Raw genomic sequence first — 24,597 nt, 5'->3', positions numbered from 1 at the left:
ATGGGACTTCGCGAGGGTTTCCAAGCCGGGCTGGCCCGGCAACTCGGCCACCCTAGCGGCCTGCGGGGCCGGGTCGTCGGCGCGATGCTGAACCGCCGGAACCGCGAGGCGGTGGTGAAGGCGGTCGACGCGCTGGAGCTGTCCGGCGACGAATCCGCGCTCGACATCGGGTTCGGCGGCGGGCTGGGCCTCGGCCTGCTGCTGCGGAAAACCGCCACGGTGCAGGGCGTCGAGATTTCGAAGACCATGCTCGCCCGGGCGGGCACGACCTTCCGGCGGGAGATCGCGGCGGGGCGGCTGGTGCTGTCCGAGGGTCCGATGACCGCCCTGCCCCTGGCGGACGGCACGGTCGACGCGATCGTCACGACCAACACGGTCTACTTCGTGGACGACCTCGAGCGGGCCTTCGCGGAAGTCGCGCGCGTCCTCGCGCCCGGTGGCCGGTTCGTGCTGGGCGTCGGCGACCCGGATCTGATGGGGCGGGCCCGGATGCTGACGGACAACGGCTTCCGGCTCCGCCCGGTGGCCGAACTCGAAGCGGCGTTGGCCGCGGCGGGACTGGGCCTGCTCCGGCACGAACGGATCGAGCGCGGCCCGTTCCGCTTCCACCTGCTGGTCACCGGAAAATGACTCAGCGGGGCCCGGCGCGCGCCGGGCCCCGCTGAGTTCGGTGCTTACTTGGGCTGGACACCCAGCGCGGCCAGGGCCGGGCCGGCCATGATCACGCCGGTGCCGGTCACCGTGTCGAAGCCGGGCGCGCCCAGGTCGATCGCCGAGGACACCAGCGCCGAGCGGATCTGCGCCGGGGTCGCCGTCGGCTTGCCCGAGAGCAGCAGGGCCGCGATCGCCGCCGCGTGCGGGGCCGCCGCCGACGTCCCGAAGAACGGCTGGAAGCCGGTCACCGAGGTCGCCACGCCGTCCGCCGCCGTGATGTCCGGCTTGTTCCGGGTCGTGCCGCCGGTCGAGGAGACGTTGCCCGGGGTGATCGCCGTGCCGTCGGCGTTGTAGAAGAGCTTGCGCTTGCCGTCGGAGGAGAAGCGCTCCCACTTGCTCGACGCGCTGAACAGGCCCGGGTACGGGCCGGCCGGGTTGGCCGGGTCACCGGTCTCCAGCGGACGGCCGAACGCCGGTCCGGCCGGGGCCGCCGCGACGCTGAAGGCGTTCGCCGCCGCCGAGTGGCCATTCGTGACACCGTTGGTGCTGAACGCTTTCAGCGAGCCCGAGGCCACGAAGCGGCCGCGGATGACGTTCAGCGCGATGAACCGGTCGGCGCCGCTGTACTTGACGACCGCGACCTTGTAGCCCGAGCCGGTGGCCGGCACGTTCGCGATCTCGTACGGGTTCTGCGAGCCGGACTGGCCGTTCTCGCTGGAGGCCACGACGCTGCCCGCCGAGTTCAGGATGAACAGGTCGTAGTCGTTGGCGGACTTGCCCCACGGGTCGGACCAGAACAGCGTCACCGGCTTGCCGAGCGAGCCGGCCGAAAGCGCGTCGAAGTTCTGCGTGGTGCTGCTCGGGTCGAAGTCGTGCGGGGTCCCGGTGACGCCGCTGATCTTCGTCGGGGACGCGCGGAAGTCGCCTTCGTAGTACCCGCTGGTGCCGTCGGTCGCGTTGCCGGAGTTGCCGGCCGAGGAGAAGTACAGGACGCCGGCCGCGGTCACGTCGTTGACCGCCTGCGCGACCTGCGTGTCCTGGAACGGCGACTCGTCGAAGTAAGAGACGTCGTCGACGATGATCTGGCACTTGCCGGTGGTGCGCAGCGCGCGGATGTTCGCGGCGAAGCTGGCTTCGCTGGTGAACGCGGTGGCGAAGCCGAGGGTCGCGTTCGGCGCGAGGTCGTGGATGATCTCGAGCATCGCGGTGCCCTCGTCGCCGCTGCCCTTCTGCCCGGACAGCACGTCCACGGCGGGCAGTTCACCGGCGCTCTGCGACTTCGCGAGCGAGTCGACGCCGTCGGAGAGCACGCACACCTTGGTGCCGGACCCGCTCACCCCGTAGGTCGTACGGGCGGCGTCGGCACCGTGCGCTTTGTCCCCTTCGGACACCTGGGTCGCGGCGGCAGCCTGCGCGGCGACAGCCTGCCGCAGATCGCGGTTGCCGGGCTCGCTCCAGGTGGTGGCCTGCGCGGCGGGCTTCACCTCGGCGACGTCGCCACGCCCGGCGATGGTGTCCACAGCGGACAGCGGCAAATCGGCCCGGACCGCCCCGTCCGGTGCGGTGTAACGCACGGTGCCACCGGCCGCCCGCACGGCGTCGGCGACGCCGTTGCCGTGGGCAGCGATGTCGATCGCGACGGTGCCGGCCCCACTGACCCCGACGCCGGAGCGGTAGTCGGGCAGCTTCGCGGCGAGCGATCGGTCAGCCCGCAACCGCTTCTCGACGACCAGCTGGCTCGATTGCTTGCGCTCCGCGGGGCTCAGGCTCTTCTTGATGCTCTGCAGGGCACTGATCCCGGCCTCGGTGCGCGCGGCAGCCGCGTCCACCGTGGACGGCTGCGCTGCCGAGACGCCCGTCGTCAGCAGCAACGCGCCGACCGTCAGCGGAGCCGCGTGCGCGGCAACCCGGCTGAATCTCACCATCGATGTCTCCCTGTGATCCTCGGTCACTCGACCGGGTGTAATGGGGAGAATCTAAGGAGTGACCGAGCGAGGAACCACCGACCAAAGTCTGGATCGCAAGGACGTCCACATCCTGGAACGACCAGAAAACATGAGAACGATTTCGGGCCACCGGCTCCGCCACCGAGCAGCCTTCCGTTCGAAAGCCTCGCAGGGGGCAAGCACGGGATTCGGCCGCACGACCATCGCGAAGAGGTCATCGAGCCCGTGGGGAGCGTAGAAGTGCCAGCTGCCGTCGGGTTCGAGCCGGACCTCGGCGGCGGCCCGGATGACCCGGTCCTCACCCTCCCAGCTCAGATCGGAGCCCCAGCACCTCGACGAGGATTTCGTTCCGCCCCAGGAACTCCCGCAGCCGCTCCGACGCCACCACACCCCCGCCCGGACCCCGCGGCCCCGATCCGAAGCCGCCGGCCGTAGTGACAATGAAAAACCGGGGCGAAAGAAATCACATATTGATCATGTGCCCAGCAAGCCCATGAACAGCTTCCTTCACCGCTTCCCCCAGCGTCGGGTGCGCGTGCACATTCCGAGCCACCTCATGAACAGTCAAATCCCACTGCTGAGCCAAAGTGAGCTCCGGCAGCAACTCGGTGACATCCGGCCCGATGAGATGCCCGCCGATCAGCTCCCCGTGCTCACCATCACTGATCAGCTTCACGAACCCACCGGCATCGCCCAGCCCCTGAGCCTTCCCGTTGGCCGTGAAGGGGAACTTGGCCACCCGGACGTCAAACCCTTTCTCCCGGGCCTGCGCCTCGGTCCACCCGAAACTGGCGATCTGCGGCTGGCAGTAGGTCGCCCGCGGGATCATCGGGAAGTCGAGCTCCATCGTCTCCGCACCGGCGATGGTCTCCGCGGCCACCACCCCCATCGACTCCGACGCGTGCGCCAGCATCAACTTCGCCGTCACATCACCGATGGCGAAGATGTGCGGCACGTTCGTCCGCCCACGCCCATCGATGGCGATGGCCCCGCGCTCGGTCAGCGCGACACCCGTCTTGTCCAGCCCGTACCCCTCGACCCGGGGCTGGAACCCGATCGCCTGCAGCACCTTGTCCGCGGTGAGGACCCGCCGCCCGTCCTTCTCGGACGAAACAGTCACCTCGACCGAAGAACCCGAATCGTCGATCGACTCCACCCGGGTCGACGTCAGCACCTTGATCCCGAGCTTGCGATACCGCCGGAGGAGCTCAGCCGACACGTCGGCGTCCTCCAACGGCACCATCCGATCGAGGAACTCGACGATCGTGACGTCGACGCCGTAGTTGTGCAGCACGTAGGCGAACTCGACGCCGATCGCGCCAGCCCCGGCGATGATGATGCTCGAAGGCAGCTCACTGGACAGGATCTGCTCTTCGTACGTCACGACCCGCGAGCTACGCGAAGTCCCCGGCAGCAATCGGGTGGTCGCCCCAGTGGCGATGATGCAGTGCTCGAAGGTGATCTGCGAGCCGTTCACCTCGAGCGTGTGATCGTCGAGGAACGTCCCGTGCCCGTCGAACTCGGTAATCTTGTTCTTCTTCATCAAGAAGTGCACGCCCTTGACGCGCCCGTCGGCGACCTTCCGGCTCCGCTCGTAAGCAGCCGTGTAGTCGACCCGGATCGGGCTGTCGGACGAAATCCCGAACGCCGCGGCCTCCTGCGTCACCACGTGCGCCAGTTCGGCGTTGCGCAGGAGAGCCTTCGACGGGATGCACCCGACGTTCAGGCAGACCCCGCCCCAGTACTTCTCCTCGACCACCGCGACGCTGAGCCCCAGCTGCGTCGCGCGGATCCCCGCGACGTAACCGCCGACCCCGGCCCCCAGCACGACGACATCAAAGTGTTGTGCACTCATACACCAGAAACTACCCCTACGGGCAGGACCGGGCGGGGTGACGCGGACCTCAGGCCGCGAGCGGCCGCCGCTCACCGCGGATGGACTCCAGCAGGGTCGTCACCTCGCCCATGATGCGAGCCGTCGCCTCCTCCAGCACCTCGCGGGTGAGCGGCCGGTCGCGCAGGTCGGACAGGTCGACCGGCGGCCCGGCGACCAGCTCGACGGTCTTGCGCGGCAGCCCGCGGGGGAACCACGCGGTCGACGGCAGCAGGTGGTGGGTGCCCCAGTTGGCCACCGGGATCACCGGCGCGCCGGTCTCCAGCGCGGCCCGGACTAGGCCGGTCTTGCCGCGCATCGGCCAGCCGTCCGGGTCCTTCGAGAACGTGCCCTCCGGAAAGACCGCCACGCACTCGCCCGCCCGCACGGACGCCACCAGGTCGCGGTAGGCCTCCGCGGCCGTCGCCGCGCCGCGGTAGACCGGGATGTGGCGGCCCGAGCGCATCACGCGGCCGACCACCGGCAGGTTCCACAGCGACGCCTTCGCCAGGTAGCGCGGCACGCGGCCGGCGGCGAGGCAGAACGCGGTGAGCGTCGTCGGGTCGGCGAAGGACAGGTGGTTCGACGCCACCAGCACGCCGCCGGTCTTCGGGATGTGGCGGGAGCCTCGCACGCGGAAGCGGGTGGTCTGGGCGAGGAACTGCCAGACCACCTCGATCGCGAAGCTGTACCAGGCGCCACGGCCGGCGCGGGCGAAGCGCCGGCCGTAGGCGATCATCTGGCGTCGGGTGAGCAGCTCACCCTCGAGGTCCAGGGCGGTCCAGCGGTCGTTCATGAGTGTCATTCGTAGCCCACGACCGCCCGGTTCGGCCCCGGCGCGCGCCGAACGCGGCGCAGATCACAGCAACGATTTCACCGGCGTTCGAGCACGACCACCGGGATCTCACGGTCGGTCTTCTTCGCGTACTCGTTGTAGTCCGGCCAGACGGCGGCCAGCTTCTCCCACAGCTTCGCGCGCTCCTCGCCCTCGGCCGTGCGGGCGGTCGCGGTGAACTTGTCCGCCTTGACCTGGACGCCGACCTCGGGGGTCTCGACGAGGTTGAAGTACCAGCCGGGGTGGTTCGGCGCGCCGCCCTTGGAGGCCACGATCACCGGGTTTCCGTCGACTTCCTGGTAGATCAGGGCGAACTTGCGCTCCTGGCCGGTCTTGCGGCCCTTCGTGGTCAGCACGAGCGTCGGGACGCCTTCCTTCCACTCGTGCCCGACCTCCCCGTCGGTCTCCTCGTAGCGGCGGACGTGCTCGTCACCGAACAGCATGCGTGGTTCCTTTCGCGATCATCGGCAGTGGCGGGCTCACCACTTGAAGGTTCTCCTTGTTTGCAACACACGTGACGCGGCGGATCTTCCCCGCCGGTTTCACTCGAATGGGTCAGGTCCCCCGAGCAGCGGCTTCTCCGGAGACACCCTCCTCCCAGTAGATTGCACCGACCGAGCACGCGGAGACACCCGAAACCGATCTTGGAGGAGCCAGCCATGAAGGCCCGGCCGCACGTGACACTGGAAGACGTGGCACGCAGCGCGAACGTCTCGCTCGCGACGGCGTCGCGGGTGCTCAACGGCACCGCGTCCGTCCGCGCCGACCTGCGGGAGCGGGTGTCCGCCGCCGCGGCCGAGCTGGCCTACGCCCCGAACGCGCACGCGCAGGCCCTCGCCGGCGGCACGCACCGCACGGTCGGCGTGATCTGCCACGACGTCAGCGACCCCTACTTCGCCGCGATCGCCGGCGGCGTGATGCGGGTGGCGACCGACAACGGGCTGCTCGTGATGCTGGCCGGCACGTTCCGCGACCCCGATCGCGAGGTCGCCTACGTCTCGACGCTGCGCGCGCAGCGGGCCGCGGCGATCCTGCTGATCGGCTCGGCGTTCGAGGACCGGACGTGGGAACGCGCGATGGCCGCCGAGCTCGAGCCCTACCGCCGCGGCGGCGGGCAGGTCGCGGCGGTCAGCCGCCACCGCGGGCTCAAGATCGACACCGTGCAGCCGGACAACAAGGGCGGCGCGGCGGCGCTGGCCGACGCGCTCGTCGGCCTCGGCCACAAGCGGTTCGCGGTGCTCGCGGGTCCGCGGCAGCTGAGCACGGTCATCGACCGGCTGGCCGGGTTCAGCGACGGGCTCGCCGCGCACGGCATCACGTTGCGCGAGGACGACGTCGTCGAGGCCGCCTTCACCCGCGACGGCGGCTACGAGGCGACCAAGAAGCTGCTCGCCGGCCGCAAGCGCAAGCTGCCGACCTGCGTCTTCGCCGTCACCGACGTGATGGCGATCGGCGCGCTGACGGCGTTGCGCGAGGAGGGCCTCTCCGTGCCGGGCGACATCTCGGTGGCCGGCTTCGACGACATCCCGGTCGTCCGCGACCTCGCCCCGGCGCTGACCACCGTGCGGCTGCCGCTGGAAGAGCTCGGCGAGCGGGCGATGGACCTGGCGATCAAGGGCTCCGCCGGCACCCGGCCGCGGACGGTCCGGCTCTCCGGCGAAGTCGTCCTGCGCGAAAGCACCGGACGCCCCAAGCGCTGACCCGGTCGGGCCTTGTCGTGCTCCGGCGCAGGCCCTACCGTGGATTCGGGAAAGCGCTTTCTGAGTCACTGGGAGGTCCCCCGATGCTCGTGCTCCCGGTGCCCGGCGGCGGGCTGCTGGACTGGACGCCGTCCGGGCCGCCGTGTCCCGGGCCGGCGGGAACGCCGCTGTCGTCGAGGATCGCCTACGCCGCCGCGCACGTCGTGGCGGACGCGCTCGCCGCCGAGCCGGACACCGTCGACTGGGACACGACACTCGCCTTCCGCGAGCACCTCTGGTCGTGCGGCCTCGGCGTCGCGGAGGCGATGGACACCGCGCAGCGCGGGATGGGCCTGGATTGGCCGGCCACCCGAGAGCTCGTGACGCGCACCGGCGCGGCCGCGGCCGGACGGCGGTGGTGCGCCGGCGTCGGCACCGACCAGCTGCCACCGGGGCCGGCGACCGTCGCGTCCATTGTGGACGCCTGGCGCGAGCAGCTGGACCTGGTCGGCGGCGCGGGCGCGCTCCCGGTCGTGATGGCCAGCCGGGCGCTCGCCGCCGCGGCCACCGGGCCGGACGACTACCACGCCGCGTACGGGAAACTGCTGTCCGAGGCGGGCGGCCCGGTGCTGCTGCACTGGCTGGGCGAGCAGTTCGACCCGGCGCTGGCCGGCTACTGGGGCCACGACGACGTCCGCGCGGCCGCCCGCGAGCTGGCGGCGCTGTGCACCGAGCACGCCGGCACGATCGCCGGGGTCAAGGTCTCGGTGCTGGACGCCGAGGTGGAGACCGAATTCCGACGTGCCCTGCCCGCGGGCGTCGCCTGCTACACCGGCGACGACTTCAACTACCCCGAACTCATCGCGGGCGACGAGGCCGGCCACAGCGAAGCCCTGCTCGGCATCTTCGACGCGATCGCCCCGGTGGCCGCGGCGGGGCTGCGCCGGCTGGACGACGGCGACCCGGCCGGCTTCCGCGCCGCGCTCGACCCGACCGTGCCGCTGTCGCGCGAAATCTTCCGCGCGCCGACCCGGCACTACAAGACCGGCGTCGTCTTCCTGGCGTACCTGAACGGGCACCAAGAGCACTTCCGGATGATCGCCGGCCAGGAATCCGCGCGCACGATCACGCACCTGGCGACGTTGCTGCGCCTGGCCGACGAGGCGGGCGCGCTGGCCGACCCCGACCTGGCCGTCGCCCGGATGCGGCCGCTGCTGCTGGCCGCCGGGGTGGCGTGATGGACGAGCGGCTCAGCCTCAACCAGATCACCACCAAGTCCTGGACGCTGCCCGAAGCGGTGGCGGGCTGCGCGGCGGCGGGCGTCGGCTGGATCGGGCTGTGGCGGGACAAGGTCGCGGAAACCGGCGTCGACGAAACCGCGCGGCTGCTCAAGGAGTACGGCGTCCGGGTTTCTTCGCTGTGCCGCGGCGGGTTCTTCACCGGCGTGACCCCGGAAGGGTCCCCTGTGGACGGTGTGGCCCAGACCCGCGAGGCGATCGACGAAGCCGCGGCGCTCGGCGCCGGCGTGCTCGTGCTGGTGGTCGGCGGCATCGCGGGCAACGACCTGGCCGCGTCCCGCCGGCGCGTCGCGGACGCCGTGGGCGAGCTCGCCCCGTACGCGGGCGAGCGCGGCGTGCGGCTCGGCTTGGAGCCGCTGCACCCGATGCAGTGCGCGGACCGGTCGGTGCTGTCCACTGTGGACCAGGCACTGGCGATCGCGGCCGAGCACCCGGCCGAGCAGGTGGGCGTGATCGTGGACGAGTTCCATGTCTGGTGGGACCCGCGCATCGAGGAGTCGATCGCCGCGGCGGCGGGCCGGATCGCCGGATTCCACGTGTGTGACGTCCTGGTGCCGCTCCCCGACCCGCTGCTGGGCCGAGCGCTGCCGGGGAACGGCCCGATCGACCACCGCCACCTGCGCACCTGCGTCGAGGCGGCGGGGTACGAGGGGCCGATCGAGGTCGAAGTGTTCAACGCGCGGCTGTGGGCCCGCCCGGGGGCGGAGGTACTGGCCGAGACGATCGCGGCCTTCGAGCGACACGTGGCCTGATCCCGGCAGCCGGCGACACTCCGAACATCATGAACGACCCTTTCACGGCATGCAGCGACATGAACGACCCTTTCATCACATCCCGGACCGGCTCGAGCACCGCGGCCTTCGAGCGACACGTGGCCTGAGGTGTCCACGGCGCGGTACGCTTGGTCCGTCCAGCGGGCTGGGGAGGTCGCGCGATGACGACGGAACACCAGACCGGCGACGAGGGCGCCGTCCGGAGCGTGCTGCGCGCCTTCGATCTGCTCGCTCTCTTCACCGAACGCCGCCGGACGTGGGCGGTCAAGGATCTCACCGCGGCCAGCGGCCTGGCGAAGACGACCGTGCTGCGGCTCGTCGCCACCTGTGAACAGCGCGGCCTGCTCTGGACACGGCCCGACGGACGGGTCACCGTCGGGCCCGGGATGCTGCGGTGGGCGCAGCTGGCGAACACCGCGTGGCAGCTGCCCGAACCGGTCCGCCAGGTGCTGCGCGACCTCGCGCTGGAGTGCCGCGAAACCGTCAACCTCTACGTCCGCAGCACGTCGGTGCTGGTCTGCGTGGCCCAGCAGGAGGGGCCGCTGGCCATCCGGCACGTCGGGCGGGTCGGGGACGAGCTGCCGCTCGGGTCCGGGGCCGCCGGGCGGGTGCTCGACGGGGCCGAGGGGGCCGCCGTCAGCCACGGGGAACCCGAGACGGGTGCGTCCAGCGTCGCCGCGCCGGTGCGCGACGGGGACGGGCGGGTGCTCGCGGCGCTCGCGGTGACCGGCCCCACCAGCAGGTTCGACGCGGCCGAAGTCGCTGCGTTTACCGAAGCCGTCGCGGGGGCTTCGCTGCGGATATCGCAGATCGGCCTCGGGACACGGACGGAATAGGCCACAGTCGTCCGGATTCCGGCGGGCCGTTGGTTACGCTGCCCGACATGCCGAACCTGCTGGTGGTGGAAGACGACGCGGCGATCGGCAGCGTGCTCGAATCGACCCTTCGGCTGCACGGTTACCAGGTGTGCTGGCGCCGTGACGGGCGGACCGCGCTGCAGGCCGCCGACGCCGGCGAGTTCGACCTCGTGCTGCTCGACCTCGGCCTGCCCGACCTGGACGGCGTCGAGGTCTGCCGCCGGCTGCGGAGCGCACTGCCCGCCGCCGTGCTGGTCATCCTCACCGCCCGGCAGGAGGAAATGGACGTCGTCGTCGGCCTCGACGCCGGTGCCGACGACTACCTCACCAAGCCGATCCGGCTGGGCGAGCTGCTGGCCAGGGTGCGCGCGCACCTGCGCCGCGGCGCGCCCGCCGGCGCCCGGCCGCCGGTGACCATCGGCGGGCTGACCGTCGACATCGCCGGCCGCCACGCCACCCTGCACGGCCGCGAGGTCGTGCTGCGCACGAAGGAGTTCGACCTGCTGGCGCGGCTGGCCGAGCAGCCTGGCGTCGCGGTCAGCCGCGAGACGCTGATGGCCGAGGTCTGGGACGCGCACTGGTACGGCTCGACGAAGACCCTCGACGTGCACATCGCGGCGGTGCGCCGCAAGCTCGCCTCGGTCGCCGGGCCCGACGCCGAGGTGCCGCGGATCGCCACCCTCCGCGGCCACGGCTACCGCCTGGAGGACCCGGCCCGGTCCGCGGCCGAAGGCTAGCCGTGCGCCGCCGGATCATCTCGCTGACCGTGCTCGCCGCGCTGGTCGCGACCGTGCTGTTCGCCCTGCCGCTCGGCATCGCGGTGATGCAGTACTACCGCGACGACACCAAGGCCGACCTGGAGAGGGCCGCGGACGCCGCCGCGCTCGCCGTCTCCGTGGACCTGAGCGCCGGCCGGACGCCGGTCATCCCGCCCCTCGTCGAAGACGACGACGAGGTCGGCGGCGCCGTCGGGGTCTACAGCCCGGACGGGCGGCTGCTCGCCGGGCACGGCCCCGCGGTCGGCGGCCCGGTCGAGCGGCACGCGGCGAGTGCCACCGTCGACGTCGTGATCGACCGCGAAGGCGACGAAGTGGCGCTGGCGATCCCGGTCCTCAGCGGCGCCCGGGTGACCGGGGTGGTCCGCGCCGCGCTGCCGATGTCGGAGCTGCGGCTGCGGGTGGTGCTGACCTGGCTCGGCATGGCCGTGCTCGCGATCGCGGCGGTCGGCGTGAGCTGGCTGCTGGCCCGGCGGGCGACGACCCGGCTGGTGCGACCCCTCGAGGAGCTGGCCGCGGCCGCCGGGCGGCTCGGCGACGGCGACTTCACCGCCCGCTCCCCCCGTGCGGGCATCGCCGAGATCGACCAGGTCGGCGAGGCACTCGACGCCACGGCGTCGCGCATCGGCGAGACGCTGGAGCGCGAGCGCGCGTTCTCCGCGGAGGCGTCGCACCAGCTGCGCAACCCCCTGACCGGCCTGCGCCTGCAGCTCGAAGCGGCGCTGGAGACCCCCTCGGCGGACCCGTACGCGGCGATCCGCGCCGGAATCGCGTCGACCGACCGGCTGGAACGCACCATCGAGGACCTCCTGGCGCTGGGCCGCGAACGCCGGGCCCCGCGCGCGGAGCTCGACCTCGACGCGCTCCTCGCCGAAGTCCGCGAGGCCGGCGAGGCCCTGCTCGCGCCGCACGGACGCACGCTGCGGATCACCCGCCAGGACCCGCCGCCGGCCCGGGTGGCGGCCGCGGCGGTCCGCCAGGTGCTCGGCGTCCTGCTCGACAACGCGGCGACGCACGGGCGCGGCACGGTCTCCGTCGTGGCCCGCGACGCCGGTGACGCGCTGGCCATCGACGTCGCCGACGAAGGCCCTGACCTGGGCGAAACCGACCCGTTCGCGACCGCGCCGAGCTACCACGGCATCGGCCTGCGGCTGGCCCGCAGCCTCGCCGAGGCCGAAGGCGGCCGGCTCCGGCTGAGCCGTCCCGCCCCGCCCACGTTCACCCTGCTCCTGCCCGCCGCCGAGCAGAACGAATCGCCACGATCCGCGCATCCTGTGCAATGAATCACCTGTGATTCATCTGTACGCGCAATGTTGTCCTGTTTTGCCCGCCGGAAACGGCAGATACGGTCGTCGGCATGACTCTGCGAGCCGCGACGGTGCGGCGGAAACCGGTCGCCGACCTCGTCGCCGAAGGTGATCATGGCACGTTGAAGCGGTCGCTCGGCCTCGGGCAGCTCACCACGCTCAGCATCGGGGCGACGCTGGGCAGCGGGATCTTCGTCGTGCTCGGCGAAGCGGTCCCGGTGGCCGGGCCGGCCGTGGTGCTGTCGTTCGTGCTCGCGGGGATCACCGCGCTGTTCTCGGCGCTCTCCTACGCGGAGCTCGCCGGCATGATCCCGCTGTCGGGTTCGTCGTACTCCTACGCCTATGCCACCCTCGGCGAGCTCGTCGCGTGGGTCTGCGGCTGGTGCCTGATCCTCGAGTACGGCGTCTCGGTGGCGTCGGTGGCCGTCGGCTGGGGTCAGTACGTCAACGAGCTGCTGCGGCTGGCGTTCGGCTTCACCATCCCGGACGCGCTGAGCCAGCCGCCGGGTTCGGGCGGGATCGTCAACGTGCCCGCCATCGTCGTCGTGCTCCTCGCGATGGTCCTGCTGCTGTCGGGCGCGAAGGAAAGCGCGCGGGCCAACACGATCATGGTCGTGGTCAAGATCGGCACGCTGGTGCTGTTCTGCGCGATCGCGTTCACCGCGGTGCGGGCGAAGAACTTCACGCCGTTCCTGCCGCTCGGGCTGGCCGGCATGAGCGCCGGCGGGGCCAAGCTCTTCTTCTCCTACATCGGGTTCGACGCCGCCTCGACCGCCGGCGAGGAGGCGAAGAACCCGCAGCGCGACCTGCCGCGGGCGATCCTGCTCTCGCTCGGCATCGTCACCGTGCTGTACTGCCTGGTCGCCGTGGCCGCGGTCGGCGCACTGCCGTGGCAGGAGTTCGACGGCCAGGAAGCCGCGCTCTCGCACGTCCTCGGCGTCGTGTCGGACAACCCGCTCTGGGCCGCGCTGCTCGCCGTCGGCGCGATCGTGGCCATCTCCAGCGTCGTGCTGACCGTCCTCTACGGACAGACGCGCATCCTGTTCGCGATGTCCCGCGACGGCCTGGTGCCGGGCGTATTGTCCAAAGTAGACGCCAAGAGCGGCTCGCCGCGGGTCAACACCCTGGTGGTTTCGGGTTTCGTCGCCGTGCTGGCCGCGTTCATCCCACTGGGCAAGCTGGCCGACGCGACCAGCATCGGCACGCTGTTCGCGTTCGGACTGGTGAACGTCGCGGTCCTGCTGCTGCGCCGCCGCCAGCCGGACCGGCCGCGCTCGTTCCGCGTGCCGTTCTCGCCGGTGACACCGATCCTCGGCGTGCTGTGCTGCGCGTACATGATGCTCAGCCTCGACGGCGCCACCTGGGTGGTCTTCGGCGGCTGGATGGCGCTCGGCCTGGTCCTCTACTTCGGTTACGGCATCCGGAAGTCGAGGCTGGCATGAGGGTCGCGATCCACCAGGGCCCGTTCGACGCCCTGCCCCGCGTCGACGCCGACCTCCTCGTCACCGCGGAGATGAGCACGACGGGCTACCACATCGGCGCGCGCACGCACGAACTCGCCGAACCCGCCGACGGACCCACCGCGGCCCGGATGGCCGCGCTGGCCGCGGAAACCGGGACCGCGCTCGCGTACGGCTACCCGGAAACCGACGGCAAGCACGTCTACAACAGCGTCCAGCTCATCGATCCGGCCGGGCGACGGACCAACTACCGCAAGACGCACCTGTTCGGCGACCTCGACAAGGCGTGGTTCACCCCGGGCGACGAGCCGGTCGTGCAGGCCGACGTCGCGGGCGTCCGGATCGGACTGCTGATCTGTTACGACGTCGAGTTCCCCGAGCTGGTGCGCGCGCACGCGCTGGCGGGCACCGAACTGCTGATCGTCCCCACGGCTTTGATGAGCCCTTACGAGCTGGTCGCCGACACGCTCGTACCCGCGCGGGCCTACGAAAGCCAGCTGTTCGTCGCCTACGCGAACCGCTGCGACACCGAGCGGGAGCTGACCTACTGCGGCCGCTCCTGCGTGGCCGCCCCGACCGGGGAAGTCCTGGCGCGCGCCGGGTCCGGACCGGAGCTGGTCCACGCCGACGTCACGCGGGAGGCGCTCGCCGCGTCCCGCCTGGAGAACACCCACCTGGCCGACCGACGGCCCGAACTGTACCGGGGAACCACCGCATGACCTCCGCCGTCCCGACCGCGATCCACCACGAAGAACCGCCGGGCCGCCCGATCACGATGTTCGGCCCCGACTTCCCGTTCGCCTACGACGACTACCTCGCCCACCCGGCCGGGCTGGGCTCGGTGCCCGCGGAGCGGCACGGCACCGAGGTCGCGGTGATCGGCGGCGGCCTGTCCGGCATCGTCACCGCGTACGAGCTGATGAAGCTGGGCCTGCGGCCGGTGGTCTACGAAATCGACGAGCTCGGCGGGCGGCTGCGCACGGTCCGGTTCCCCGGCTGCCCGGACGACGTCGTCGCGGAGATGGGCGCGATGCGCTTCCCGCCGGCGTCGACCGCGCTGTACCACTACATCGACAAGGCCGGGCTCGAAACGGTCCCGTTCCCGAACCCGCTGGCGCCCGGGACGCCGAGCACGGTCGTGGACCTGAAAGGACAGAGCCACTACGCGCGGACGCCCGCGGACCTGCCCGCCGTGTACGGCGAAGTCGCCGCGGCCTGGGACCGCACGCTCGCCGACCACGCGTCGTTCGCCGAGATGCAGACGGCGATCCGCGACCGGGACGCGAAGACGATCAAGCGGCTGTGGAACGAACTCGTGCCGCGGCTGGACAACCAGACGTTCTACGGCTTCCTGTGCGACTCGCCCGCGTTCGCTTCCTTCCGCCACCGCGAGATCTTCGGCCAGGTCGGCTTCGGCACCGGCGGCTGGGACACCGACTTCCCCAACTCCATCCTGGAAATCCTGCGCGTCGTCTACACGGGAGCCGACGACGAGCACCGCAGCATCGTCGGCGGCAGCAGGCAGCTCCCCTTGCGGCTGTGGGAACACGCGCCCGAGAAGATCGCTTTCTGGCCGGCGGGCACGAGCCTCGGCTCCCTCCACGGCGGACGCCCGCAGCCCGGCGTCGCGCGGCTGCACCGCACCGCGCCGGACAACATCACGGTGACCGACACCGAAGGCCACATCCGGACGTTCCCCGCGGCGGTGTTCACCGCGCAGAGCTGGATGCTGCTGTCCAAGATCGAATGCGACGCGGAGCTGTTCCCGATCGACCACTGGACGGCGATCGAGCGCACGCACTACATGGCGTCGTCGAAGGTGTTCGTCCCGGTCGACCGCCCGTTCTGGCTCGACACCGACCCGGCGACCGGCCGCGACGCGATGAGCATGACGCTCACCGACCGGATGCCCCGCGGTACGTACCTGCTCGGCGACGACCCGGACTCGCCGGCGGTCATCTGCCTGTCGTACACGTGGGCCGACGACTCGCTGAAGTGGCTGCCGCTTTCGGTGTCCGAGCGCGTCGAGGTGATGCTGCAGTCCCTGCGCGAGATCTACCCGGGCGTCGACGTCCGCCGCCACATCATCGGCGACCCGGTGACCGTGTCGTGGGAGGCGGAACCGCACTTCATGGGCGCGTTCAAGGCCAACCTGCCCGGCCACTACCGCTACCAGCACCGGCTGTTCACGCACTTCGTGCAGGAGCCGCTGGCGCCCCGCCACCGCGGCCTGTTCCTGGCGGGCGACGACGTCTCGTGGACGGCGGGCTGGGCGGAGGGCGCGGTGCAGACGGCGCTGAACGCGGTGTGGGGCGTCCTGCACCACTTCGGCGGGGCGACCGATCCGGCGAACCCGGGGCCGGGGGACCTCTTCGAGGACCTCGCGCCGATCACGCTGCCGGACTGAGCGTGCCCCTTTTCCGGCACTGGTCCCGGCTGCCGTCGCCGGCTCCGGGGCCGGGCGGAGGTCGCGAATGACTCATTCGCGACCTCCACCGCCCCAATGAGCCATTCGCGGCACCCCCGCGGGCGAACAGCGCCCTCCCGATCACGCTGCCGAACCGGCCGTGCCCCGATGGGGCAGACAGGAACGAGTCGTTCCCTCCCGCCGGATCTCGGCGAAGCCAGGGGCCGGTGAGCACGCCCCGGCTTCCGGCTCCGGTTCCGAGTGGTGCCGCGAGCCGAACGACCCCCTCCCGATCACGCTGCCGAACCGGCCGTGCCCCGATCGTGGCACCGTGTCCGGGAACGTGCGGACTGGGCTGCCCGGCGCAACCGGGCGTGCGACGATGGGGCCATGAACACCGAGCCGGCGCCGAGATGGCGAAGACTGGAACCGGACGAACGGAAGGAACAGATCTACGCCTGCGCCGCGCGGCTGTTCGGGGAACGCCCGTATTCCGAAGTGTCCACTTCGGACATCGCCGCGGCGGCGGGGGTCGCGCGCGGGCTGATCAACCACTACTTCGGCACGAAACGCGAGCTGTACCTGGAAATCATCCGGCGCGCGCTGACCGTGCCGCGGCTGGCCGTCGAGATCCTGCCGGACGGGCCGCTCGAACTGCGGGCCGACGTCGCCATCGAGTGGTTCCTCGACATGGTCACCAGCCAGGAGCGGATGTGGCTGGCCGCGATCGCGCCCGAGGGCATCGGGCGTGACCTCGAAGTGGAACGGATCCTCGAGGAGGCCGACCGCGAATCCGCCGACCGCGTGCTCGAAGCCGTCGGGCTGTCCAGCGAGAGCGACCACGGGCCGGAGCTGAACGCGCTCGTGCGCGCGTTCGGCGGGATGGTGAAGGCGGCCGGGCGGGAATGGCTCGTGCGCGGATCACTCACCCGGGACCAGGTGCACCTGCTGCTGTCGAAGTCGCTCGTCACGCTCGTCGGCGAAGTCTTCCCGGCGATCCGGGCCGTGCCACCGTCGCCGCGCCACGGTCGCGAATAGACCGAAGCCCCCGACGCCACGAGGGGGAGGAGGGCGCCAGGGGCTTCGGGTCGATGGGCGAACCACCGACGCACGTCCACGGTACGCCGGGGCACTGTCAAGTCGCTGTCAACCCTCAGTTGTCCGCTTCGCGCAGTTCGTCCAGGCGGTGGGCGAGCCCGTCGAGGCACCGGCCGACCGCGTAGTCGTACAGCTGGGCGTAGTAGCCCGCGGCGAGGTCGGGGTCGCCCATGAGGTCGTGCATCGCGGACCCCAGCTCGGCCATCCCCGGCAGGTCGGCCCGCTCGCGGTAGGCCGCGTACGCCTCGGTGTTGTCGATCCGCAGGGCGAGCGCGCCGTCGCGGTCGTCCTCCATCGCGACGAACTGGCACGCGGTCATCAGCAGCAGGTTGTAGGCCAGCACGCTCTCGCGGCCGAACCCCGCCTGCAGCAGCACGCCGATGCCGGCGTCGATGCTGCGCGTGGCCGCCTTGACCGACGGGCCGAAGAGGGCGAGCCGCCGCGCGCAGCCCGGGTAGGTCCGCAGCAGCGCGCGCAGGCTGCCCAGCAGCTCGGTGAACCACTCCGCCCACGGGAGCCGCTCTTCGGGCAGCTCCAGCAGGCCGACGACCCGGTCGACTACGGCGTTCACCACGGCGTCGCGGTCGCCGACGTGGTGGTAGATGACCGCCGGGTAGGCCTCGACCGCGCGGGCGAGCTCCCGCAGCGTCCAGTTGTCGAGGCCGCGCTCGGCGGTCAGGGCCGTGGCCGCGGAGATGATGCGCTCGGCGGTGAGCGCGGGCAGACCCGCCGCGGCCCGCGACCGGGGGCGCTGGCCGGTGCCCGAGGATGAGGGAGGCATGGGGCGTAACGGTAACCGCACCGCCCGTGCCGGTGCCAGGTTCGAACGGGTACGGCAGGATCGGGGCATGCCACGCGCACAGGCCAACGGGCTCGAGCTCGAGTACGACACCTTCGGCGACCCGGCGGCCCCGCCGCTGGTCCTGGTGATGGGCCTCGGCGCCCAGATGATCACCTGGGAGGACGGCTTCTGCGAGCTGCTGGCCGGTCGCGGGTTCTTCGTCGTGCGCTACGACAACCGCGACGTCGGGCTCTCCACCTGGCTCGACCACCTGCCCGCGCCGGACCTGGCCGCGCTCGCGGCCGGCGATCTGGCGACCGCGCCGTACCTGCTGTCCGACTTGGCCGACGACGCCGTCGGGCTCTTCGACGCGCTCGGCATCGGGCGCGCGCACGTCGTCGGCGCGTCGATGGGCGGGATGGTCGTGCAGCAGCTGGCCATCGACCACCCGGACCGGCTGCTGTCCGTCACGTCCATCATGTCGACCACCGGCGACCCCGCCGTCGGCCAGGCCGAGCCGTGGGCACTCGGGCTGCTGGCGCGGCCGCCGGCTTCGACCCGCGAGCAGGCGCTGGCCGACAGCGTCGAGGGCTACCGGCGGCTCGGCTCCCCCGGCTACCCGGACGACGAGGCGTTCCTGCTGGCCAAGGCCACGCTGCACTACGACCGCGCCCGCCACCCGGTGGGCACGCTCCGCCACGCGGCCGCGGTGGTGGCCTCCGGCAACCGCACGGCGGGCCTGCGCGAGGTCCGGCTGCCGGCACTGGTCATCCACGGCGACGCCGACCCGCTGATCAACGTCAGCGGCGGCAAGGCGACGGCGGCGGCGATCCCGGGCGCGGAGCTGCTCGTCATCCCGGGCATGGGCCACAACCTGCCGCGCGCGGTGTGGCCGGAGATCGCCGGGGCGATCGGGCGCGTGACGGGTCAATAGCGCGTCAAGATCCGGGGCCGGGCTGTAGGGAACGTGTCCTGGCTCATGGTGTCGTGTGTTCCGGCGGTCTTACTGGAGTCATGACAGGTGGCTTCGGGTTCCCGTTCGGATGCGCGGCCGCGGTCGTCGCGGTGGTGCTGGCGGACGTGGCCGGCGCGACCCGGTTCCCGTGGTACGCACTGGTGACGCTGGGTGCGGTGGTGCTCTCGACGGCGGTGTGGAGCACGGCCGCCGCCGCGATCGGGGTCGCGGCGGTGGCGTGGGCGCTGGACTCGGGGTTCGTACTCGGCCGCACCGGCGAGCTGCGCTTCGACGCGGCTTCGGCGCTGGCGGCGGGGGTGCTGGGTGCGGCGGTGGCGGCGGGCGTCCTGGCCCGCGCCGGGCTGCGGCCGGTGGCGGTGCGGGTGCCGTCGCCGCGTCGGTCAGTGGAGGTCCCCGCGCATCGGCCGCACTTGACCGGCGTGGGGTGAGTGCCCGTCCGTTCTCACGCGGTGGCGACGCTCGCCGAGCCGCGAGGATCCGGGGCAAGCCCGCCGGGAGCCACGCACCCGACTGCCAGCGGGCCGAACCCACTCAGTACCCGCGCGACACGACGCTCGCCGAGCCGCGAGAGCCGCGATGATGCGCGGCAGGCCCGCCGGGCGGAGGGGGTCGATGCCCGTCAGTTCGCGGACCCTTCCCCTGGCAGTGGGCCGAGCCCGCTCAGTCCCCACCCGGCAACGACGCTCGCCGAACAGCGATGATCCGGGGCAAGCCCGCCAGGTGACCCGGAGCGGTGCCCGCCGAGAAGCCACGGACCCATCCGCCGGCGGCGGCCCGAGTCCGCACGCGCCAGCGACGCTCACCGAACCGCGAAAGCCGCGATGGTCCGCGGCAAGCCCGCCGAATGCCCCGGAACAGTGCCCGGCGAGAGCCACGCACCCGACCGCCGACGAGCCGAACCCGCTCACTCCCCACGCGGCAACGACGCCCGCCGAGCCGCGAGGGCCGCGATGATGCGCGGCAGGCCCGCCGGGTGGAGGGGGTCGATGCCCGTCAGGTCGCGGACCTTCCGCAGGCGGTAGTCGACCGTGTTGGGGTGGACGTGCAGGCGGGTTGCCGTGCGGCGGCGGTTCGTGTCCAGCTCGAGGTACGCCTGCAGCGTCTCCAGCAGCTCCGGGTGCGGCTCCAGCGGGGCGAGCACCGCGGCCAGGCGGTCGCGCGCCGCGCCCGGGCGGGTCAGCTGGTACTCCACCAGGACGTCGTCGAGGCGGTACAGGCCCGGCTCGCGGCCGAACCAGCGCAGCACGTCCAGCACCTCCGCCGTCCGCGCGGCCACCACCCGGACCTCCGCCGGCGCCGCCGTTTCGGCCGCCGCCAGCACGTCGACGCCCGCCGCGCGGCCGGCCGCGTCGAGGACCGCGTGCCGGCCCGCGAGCTCCGTCAGCCGGCCGGCCAATGGCAGCAGGACCAGCCCGCCCGGGCCGTCCAGGGACGCCAGCACGCCGTCGCCGCAGGCGTGTTCGAACGCGGCGAGGAACCGGCGCAGCTTGCGGCGGACGGCGATTTCCGCGTCCACGCCCGGCGACCCCTCGTCGGCGTGCGGCCCCAGCTCGACGCTCAGCACCAGGTACCGCGCCGGCAGCGTGATCCCGGCGCTGCGGGCGACGACGTCGACCGGGCCGCCGTCGGCCAGCACCGACAGCAGCGTGCGCCGCGCCGTGTGCTCCTGCCCGACCTTCGTGCGCAGCTCCTCCAGGTAGCCGCGGGTGACCGCGGCGGTGACCGCGCCGACCCACGCCAGCACCCGGTCGGCCACTTCGAGCAGGTCGGCGACGTCTGCGCCGTCCGCTTCGGCCGAGCCGACGGCGAAGATCTCCCGCGCGCCGACGTGGTAGGCGTTGAGCACGGCTTCGAGCGGGAAGCCCTCCTCGGCGCGGCGCACCGCGGACGCGCCGATCTGCCGCAGCTCGGCGTCGTTGAGCTCGCGGTCCTCGCGCAGGCTCCGCGCGAACGCCCGCACGGCCTGCCGGGTGATGCCCGCGATGTCGCCGGCCAGCTCCTCGACCGGCAGCCGGCGGTAGTCCGCGACCTCGGCCTGGATGCGCGTCAGCACCCGCGCGATCAGCTCGGGCTCGTCCCGGGTGAGCCGCTCGTGCACCCGCTGTCCGCCGAGGGCCAGGTCCGCGCCGGTTTTGTGCTCCGTCACAACCGATCCCCTCGTTCTCTGCCCGGCTTCCCAGTCAATCCGGCCACCCGCGGTGCCGATGGTGTCACGGAGACCAGCCATCGGCACAACGTCAAGGAGGACGGCGTGCGAGTGAGGACAACGGCGTTCATCACGATCATGGTCACCGCGCTGGCGATCACGACAGCGGGCACCGCGGCCGCCGCCGGCGGCGAGTACGTGGCGCTCGGGGACTCGGCCGCGGCCGGACCGCTGATCCTGCCCCCGGATCTGTCGTCCCCGGGCTGCCTCCGGTCGCTCGCGAACTACCCGCACGTCGCCGCGAAGCAGCTCGGCGTCCCGTTGAAGGACGTCACGTGCTCCGGGGCGACGACCGCGGACATGTACGCCCCGCAGCCGACGGAGACCGGCGCGGTCCCGCCGCAGCTCGACGCGCTGAACGCGGCCACGAAGACGGTCACGGTGACCATCGGCGGCAACGACGTCGGCCTGGTCGGCGCGGCGACGAGCTGCATCAACCTGCTGCCCGGCATCACCCCGGACTGCGTCGACAGGTACACGGCGGGCGGGCACGACCAGCTGGCCGAGAAGATCGCGGCGTTCGAGCCGACGTGGGGCGCGCTGCTGGACGCGATCCACGCGAAGGCCCCGGACGCGGCCGTCTTCGTCGCGGGCTACGGCACGTACCTGCCGCACAACGGGTGCTGGCCGATCGCGCCACTGACCCCGCGCGACGCGAACTACATCCAGGGCAGCATCGACAAGACGAACGCGGCGCTGGCCCGGCAGGCCGCGGCGCACAACGCGCGGTACGTCGACATCCGGACGCCCTCGATCGGCCACGACGTCTGCAAGCTGCCGGGCGTGAAGTGGTTCGAGAGCGTGATCCCGACCTCGGTGGCGGCTCCGCTGCACCCGAACGCGACCGGCATGCGCCACATCGGCGCGACGGTGGCCGCGGCGATCGGCTGAGGCCCTGCTCCGCGCCCGGCCGGGTGGGTCGTGAGTGTTCAGGAGGGTTCTGACCCTCCTGAACACTCACGACCCGCCGCGGCGATCAGCGGGTGAAATCCCAGCGGCTCGCGCCGTACGGCTCGGCGCACGCGACGCCGATCGCCCGGGTCGGCACCAGCCGGTACAGGAACCACGGGGCCGGGCCGGCGCTCGGGGCCATGAACGGTGCGTCGAACCCCCCTTCGGTCACCTGCGCCGGCCAGCCGCCCTCGCGATAGGCGGCCGCCACCCGCTCGAGCGTCGCCGGGTCGGCGACCGGCTCGGCCTCGCCCTCCACCGTCAGGTCGAGGCCCTTCAGGCGCACCGAAACGCTGCACGCCGGGTTCGCCGCCAGGTTGCGGGCGCGGACGGTACCGGGCCCGCTCACGAAGTACAGCGTCTCGTCGACCCAGATCGCGCCCACGCCGGCGGAATGCGGCCGGCCGTCGGGGCGGACGGTCCCGACGAAGAACGTCAGGTCCTCCTTCGGGGTCTGGGTCGCGAGCAGGTCGCGCGCCCGGCTCCACGGCAGCTCCGGGGAGCCGTTCTGGTCGAGGTTCTTGGTCTTCGTCGGTTCGCTCATGCCTACGCGTCGAACGGGCCGACCGCGGATCGACACGCGGCGAGGGTTTTCGCGCCGCCCGGGTCGTCGTCGCCGGTGGCGGGCACGATCGCCAGCTCGTCGATCCCCGCCGCCGCGTACTCGGCGGCCTTCGCGGCGACCTCCGCGCGCGACCCCAGCAACCCGACCACGGCGATCGCCTCGACGGGCACCGCCGCCAGCAGCTCACGCGGGTGCGGCCGGGTGCGCGCGAAGTCGACGAGCTCGCCGAACCCCGCCGCGCGGAACATCTCGCCGTAGCCGGGTGCGGCCAGGTAGCCGACCACGCCCCGACGCAGCTGCTCGAGCTGCGCCGGCCCGGGGTCCACCGCGCCGACCACCCACGCGGCCACCGGCGGCGGCGTCACACCCGCCCGCGAAGCCGCTTCCCGGAGACCGCTCACCAACGCGCCGGCCGTGGCCGGGCTGACCAGGTTGACCACCATCCGGTCCGCGTGCCGCGCGGCGACGTCGAGCGCACGCGGCCCGAACGCCGCGATCGTCAGCGGCGATTTCGGGGCGGGCAACCGCAACCGGTAGCCCTGCGAGCCCACCACCGAGCCATCCACAGTGGACTTCTCGCCGGAAACCAGCTGCCGGAGGGCGATCGCCGACTCCTCCAGTGCGGTGGCCGCCCGGGACCGCGACCGGCCGTGCCAGCCCCGCACCACGACGTCGCTCGACGTGCCCAGCGCGACCCCCGTCGTCCGGCCGGTCAGCGCCGCCACCGACGCGACGCCCATGGCGATCATCGCCGGGTCCCGCACGGTCACCGCGAGCGGCCCGAAAGTCAGCGAGATCGACGACGTCGCCGCGCCGATCGCGGTCCCCAGCGCGAAGGCGTCCCACGTCGCCATCTCGCCGATCCACAGCTCCGGGTACCCGGCGGCCTCCGCGGCGCGCGCGGTTTCCAGCGCCTCCTCCGGCGGGCGGTCCTGCCACAACCCCAGCGAAACCGAAAGCCTCATGCGGGCGCCCGCACGATCATGGTGACGACCGTGGTGAACGAGCCGCCGACGTTGAGCGTCAACGCCGTCCGCGCGCCCTCGACCTGCGTCTCGCCCGCTTTCCCGGTCACCTGCCGGGACACGTCGTGCAGCATCCGGACCCCGGTCGCGCCGACCGGGTGACCGAGGCCGATCAGGCCGCCGCCCGGGTTGATCCCGGCCGCGTCGAGGCCGCCCTCGGCGATGAACCGGCCACCGTCGCCCGGTGGGGCCGCGCCCAGGTGCTCCAGCGCGACCAGGCCGGTGATGGTGAAGCAGTCGTGCAGCTCGACGACGTCGAGCGCGTCCGGCCCGGCCACGCCCGCGCGCTCGTAGGCGTCGACGACCGCGCCGCGCAGGTGCGGGAACAGGTATTCGCCGTCGGCGGAAAGCTTCTCCGCGAGACCGATGTGCGAGGTGCGGTGCCCGAAGCCCGCGATGCGCGGGAACCCGCCACCCAGGCGTTCGGCGAACGCGGGCGAGGCCAGCACGACCGCCGCGGCGCCGTCGGTGATCCGGCCGCAGTCCTGCTTGCGCAGCCGGCCTTCGATGACCGGGTTCAGCTCGTCGTCGGGCTCGAACGCGCCGGCCGGGAAGCGCCAGTCCCGCGCCTGGGCCAGCGGATTCCGCGCCGCGCGGTCGAATGCGTGCGACGCGAACTGCCCGAGGTGTCCGGGATCGAGCCCGTACCGCTCGTCGTACGCGGAGGCGACGTCGGCGAAGAGCGCCGGCCACGGGAACTTCGCGCCGACGGCCTCGTGCCCGGCCCACGCCGCGGACCCGAGGTGCTCGGCCGCGCGCTGCCCGTCGACGTTGCGCATCAGCTCGACCCCGACGACCAGCGCGACGTCGTAGCGGCCCGCCTCGATGTCCGCGCACGCGGCGAGCACGGCGGTGCTGCCGGACGCGCACGCGGCTTCGTGCCGCGTCGAGGGCACGCCGTCCAGTTCCGGCACCGCGGCCACCAGCAGCCCGCCGAGCTGGGCCTGGCCGGTGAACAGCTCGGCCGCGAGGTTCCCGACGTGCGCGACCCCGACGTCCCCGGCCGAAACCCCGGCGTCCGCGAGCGCGGCCGGCACGACCTCGGCGAACAGCTCGAGGATCCCGCGGCCCTCCTTCGCGTAGTTGCGCGCGAAATCGGTCTGCGCCCCGCCCAGCACGAACACCGTCAT

Annotated in this window: 24 protein-coding genes; 14 read left to right on the top strand and 10 right to left on the bottom strand. The window is 72.5% G+C overall.

All coding sequences use genetic code 11. The features are described 5' to 3' along the window. A complete protein-coding gene (locus MUY14_RS01895; protein WP_247020152.1) occupies window positions 1-630 on the top strand; it encodes a class I SAM-dependent methyltransferase in 630 nt (209 codons plus the stop codon). A gap of 44 nt (window positions 631-674) precedes the next feature. Here the strand turns inward: MUY14_RS01895 and MUY14_RS01890 are convergent, their stop codons facing one another. The 5 genes from MUY14_RS01890 to MUY14_RS01870 all read right to left on the bottom strand — a co-directional run bounded on the left by MUY14_RS01890 (window position 675) and on the right by MUY14_RS01870 (window position 5,751). Continuing rightward, window positions 675-2,579 (bottom strand): S8 family serine peptidase, encoded by a 1,905-nt coding sequence (locus MUY14_RS01890; RefSeq protein ID WP_247020150.1) that lies wholly within the window; start codon window positions 2,577-2,579, stop codon window positions 675-677. Window positions 2,580-2,630: 51 nt separating this feature from the next. After that, window positions 2,631-2,990, bottom strand: a complete 360-nt coding sequence (locus MUY14_RS01885; RefSeq protein ID WP_247020148.1) for a nucleotidyltransferase family protein — start codon at window positions 2,988-2,990, stop codon at window positions 2,631-2,633. 73 nt (window positions 2,991-3,063) lie between these two features. Then, a complete protein-coding gene (gene lpdA, locus MUY14_RS01880) occupies window positions 3,064-4,455 on the bottom strand; it encodes a dihydrolipoyl dehydrogenase (protein WP_247020146.1) in 1,392 nt (463 codons plus the stop codon). 49 nt (window positions 4,456-4,504) lie between these two features. Then, window positions 4,505-5,269 carry a 1-acyl-sn-glycerol-3-phosphate acyltransferase gene (locus MUY14_RS01875; protein ID WP_247020144.1) on the bottom strand — a complete coding sequence of 255 codons (765 nt, stop codon included), beginning with the start codon at window positions 5,267-5,269 and terminating at the stop codon, window positions 4,505-4,507. Between the two features lie 77 nt (window positions 5,270-5,346). After that, on the bottom strand, window positions 5,347-5,751 hold the full coding sequence (locus MUY14_RS01870; RefSeq protein WP_247020142.1) for a nitroreductase family deazaflavin-dependent oxidoreductase: 405 nt from the start codon (window positions 5,749-5,751) through the stop codon (window positions 5,347-5,349). A 216-nt stretch (window positions 5,752-5,967) separates the two neighbouring features. Between MUY14_RS01870 and MUY14_RS01865 the strand changes: the two genes are divergently transcribed. From MUY14_RS01865 to MUY14_RS01820, 10 genes are all read left to right on the top strand, one after another. Continuing rightward, complete coding sequence (locus MUY14_RS01865) at window positions 5,968-7,008, top strand: LacI family DNA-binding transcriptional regulator (RefSeq protein WP_247020140.1); 1,041 nt, start codon at window positions 5,968-5,970, stop codon at window positions 7,006-7,008. An 83-nt stretch (window positions 7,009-7,091) separates the two neighbouring features. After that, window positions 7,092-8,225: a dihydrodipicolinate synthase family protein gene (locus MUY14_RS01860; RefSeq protein ID WP_247020137.1), complete on the top strand. Its 1,134-nt coding sequence runs from the start codon at window positions 7,092-7,094 to the stop codon at window positions 8,223-8,225. Beyond that, complete coding sequence (locus tag MUY14_RS01855; protein WP_247020135.1) at window positions 8,225-9,037, top strand: sugar phosphate isomerase/epimerase; 813 nt, start codon at window positions 8,225-8,227, stop codon at window positions 9,035-9,037. The genes MUY14_RS01860 and MUY14_RS01855 overlap by 1 nt, the downstream gene beginning before the upstream one ends. A gap of 182 nt (window positions 9,038-9,219) precedes the next feature. Then, window positions 9,220-9,894 carry an IclR family transcriptional regulator gene (locus MUY14_RS01850; RefSeq protein ID WP_247020133.1) on the top strand — a complete coding sequence of 225 codons (675 nt, stop codon included), beginning with the start codon at window positions 9,220-9,222 and terminating at the stop codon, window positions 9,892-9,894. A 47-nt stretch (window positions 9,895-9,941) separates the two neighbouring features. Continuing rightward, a complete protein-coding gene (locus MUY14_RS01845; protein ID WP_247020131.1) occupies window positions 9,942-10,652 on the top strand; it encodes a response regulator transcription factor in 711 nt (236 codons plus the stop codon). 2 nt (window positions 10,653-10,654) lie between these two features. Beyond that, window positions 10,655-11,974 (top strand): HAMP domain-containing sensor histidine kinase, encoded by a 1,320-nt coding sequence (locus MUY14_RS01840; RefSeq protein WP_247020130.1) that lies wholly within the window; start codon window positions 10,655-10,657, stop codon window positions 11,972-11,974. A 74-nt stretch (window positions 11,975-12,048) separates the two neighbouring features. Beyond that, the gene (locus MUY14_RS01835; protein ID WP_247020129.1) at window positions 12,049-13,440 is read left to right on the top strand and encodes an amino acid permease; all 1,392 of its coding nucleotides are present in this window, start codon (window positions 12,049-12,051) and stop codon (window positions 13,438-13,440) included. Next, window positions 13,437-14,177 carry a carbon-nitrogen hydrolase family protein gene (locus tag MUY14_RS01830; RefSeq protein ID WP_247020128.1) on the top strand — a complete coding sequence of 247 codons (741 nt, stop codon included), beginning with the start codon at window positions 13,437-13,439 and terminating at the stop codon, window positions 14,175-14,177. Before MUY14_RS01835 ends, MUY14_RS01830 begins: the two co-directional genes overlap by 4 nt. After that, entirely contained in the window at window positions 14,174-15,865 is a 1,692-nt protein-coding gene (locus MUY14_RS01825; RefSeq protein WP_247020127.1) for an NAD(P)/FAD-dependent oxidoreductase, read from the top strand. The genes MUY14_RS01830 and MUY14_RS01825 overlap by 4 nt, the downstream gene beginning before the upstream one ends. A gap of 390 nt (window positions 15,866-16,255) precedes the next feature. Beyond that, the gene (locus MUY14_RS01820) at window positions 16,256-16,903 is read left to right on the top strand and encodes a TetR/AcrR family transcriptional regulator (protein ID WP_247020126.1); all 648 of its coding nucleotides are present in this window, start codon (window positions 16,256-16,258) and stop codon (window positions 16,901-16,903) included. Window positions 16,904-17,018: 115 nt separating this feature from the next. Here the strand turns inward: MUY14_RS01820 and MUY14_RS01815 are convergent, their stop codons facing one another. Next, window positions 17,019-17,744 (bottom strand): TetR/AcrR family transcriptional regulator, encoded by a 726-nt coding sequence (locus MUY14_RS01815; RefSeq protein WP_247020125.1) that lies wholly within the window; start codon window positions 17,742-17,744, stop codon window positions 17,019-17,021. Between the two features lie 67 nt (window positions 17,745-17,811). Between MUY14_RS01815 and MUY14_RS01810 the strand changes: the two genes are divergently transcribed. Together MUY14_RS01810 and MUY14_RS01805 are read left to right on the top strand one after the other, a co-directional pair. Beyond that, on the top strand, window positions 17,812-18,678 hold the full coding sequence (locus MUY14_RS01810; RefSeq protein WP_247020124.1) for an alpha/beta fold hydrolase: 867 nt from the start codon (window positions 17,812-17,814) through the stop codon (window positions 18,676-18,678). 80 nt (window positions 18,679-18,758) lie between these two features. Continuing rightward, window positions 18,759-19,148, top strand: coding sequence for a hypothetical protein (locus MUY14_RS01805; RefSeq protein WP_247020123.1), 390 nt, complete (start codon window positions 18,759-18,761; stop codon window positions 19,146-19,148). 476 nt (window positions 19,149-19,624) lie between these two features. On the opposite strand, the gene MUY14_RS01800 is transcribed toward MUY14_RS01805, so the two are convergent. Next, entirely contained in the window at window positions 19,625-20,866 is a 1,242-nt protein-coding gene (locus MUY14_RS01800) for a CdaR family transcriptional regulator (protein ID WP_247020122.1), read from the bottom strand. 111 nt (window positions 20,867-20,977) lie between these two features. Between MUY14_RS01800 and MUY14_RS01795 the strand changes: the two genes are divergently transcribed. Further along, the gene (locus MUY14_RS01795; RefSeq protein WP_247025029.1) at window positions 20,978-21,817 is read left to right on the top strand and encodes an SGNH/GDSL hydrolase family protein; all 840 of its coding nucleotides are present in this window, start codon (window positions 20,978-20,980) and stop codon (window positions 21,815-21,817) included. Between the two features lie 85 nt (window positions 21,818-21,902). On the opposite strand, the gene MUY14_RS01790 is transcribed toward MUY14_RS01795, so the two are convergent. Genes MUY14_RS01790 through MUY14_RS01780 form a run of 3 tightly spaced genes read right to left on the bottom strand, consistent with a single transcriptional unit; the run spans window position 21,903 to window position 24,597 of the window. Next, window positions 21,903-22,421 carry a pyridoxamine 5'-phosphate oxidase family protein gene (locus MUY14_RS01790; RefSeq protein WP_247020121.1) on the bottom strand — a complete coding sequence of 173 codons (519 nt, stop codon included), beginning with the start codon at window positions 22,419-22,421 and terminating at the stop codon, window positions 21,903-21,905. 2 nt (window positions 22,422-22,423) lie between these two features. Further along, complete coding sequence (locus tag MUY14_RS01785; RefSeq protein ID WP_247020120.1) at window positions 22,424-23,407, bottom strand: LLM class F420-dependent oxidoreductase; 984 nt, start codon at window positions 23,405-23,407, stop codon at window positions 22,424-22,426. Next, window positions 23,404-24,597 carry an acetyl-CoA acetyltransferase gene (locus MUY14_RS01780; RefSeq protein ID WP_247020119.1) on the bottom strand — a complete coding sequence of 398 codons (1,194 nt, stop codon included), beginning with the start codon at window positions 24,595-24,597 and terminating at the stop codon, window positions 23,404-23,406. Before MUY14_RS01780 ends, MUY14_RS01785 begins: the two co-directional genes overlap by 4 nt.

The organism is Amycolatopsis sp. FBCC-B4732 (assembly GCF_023008405.1).
Lineage (GTDB): Bacteria > Actinomycetota > Actinomycetes > Mycobacteriales > Pseudonocardiaceae > Amycolatopsis > Amycolatopsis pretoriensis_A.
Note: the sequence above shows the minus strand (reverse complement) of the source record. Positions and strands in the feature narration are given on the sequence as shown.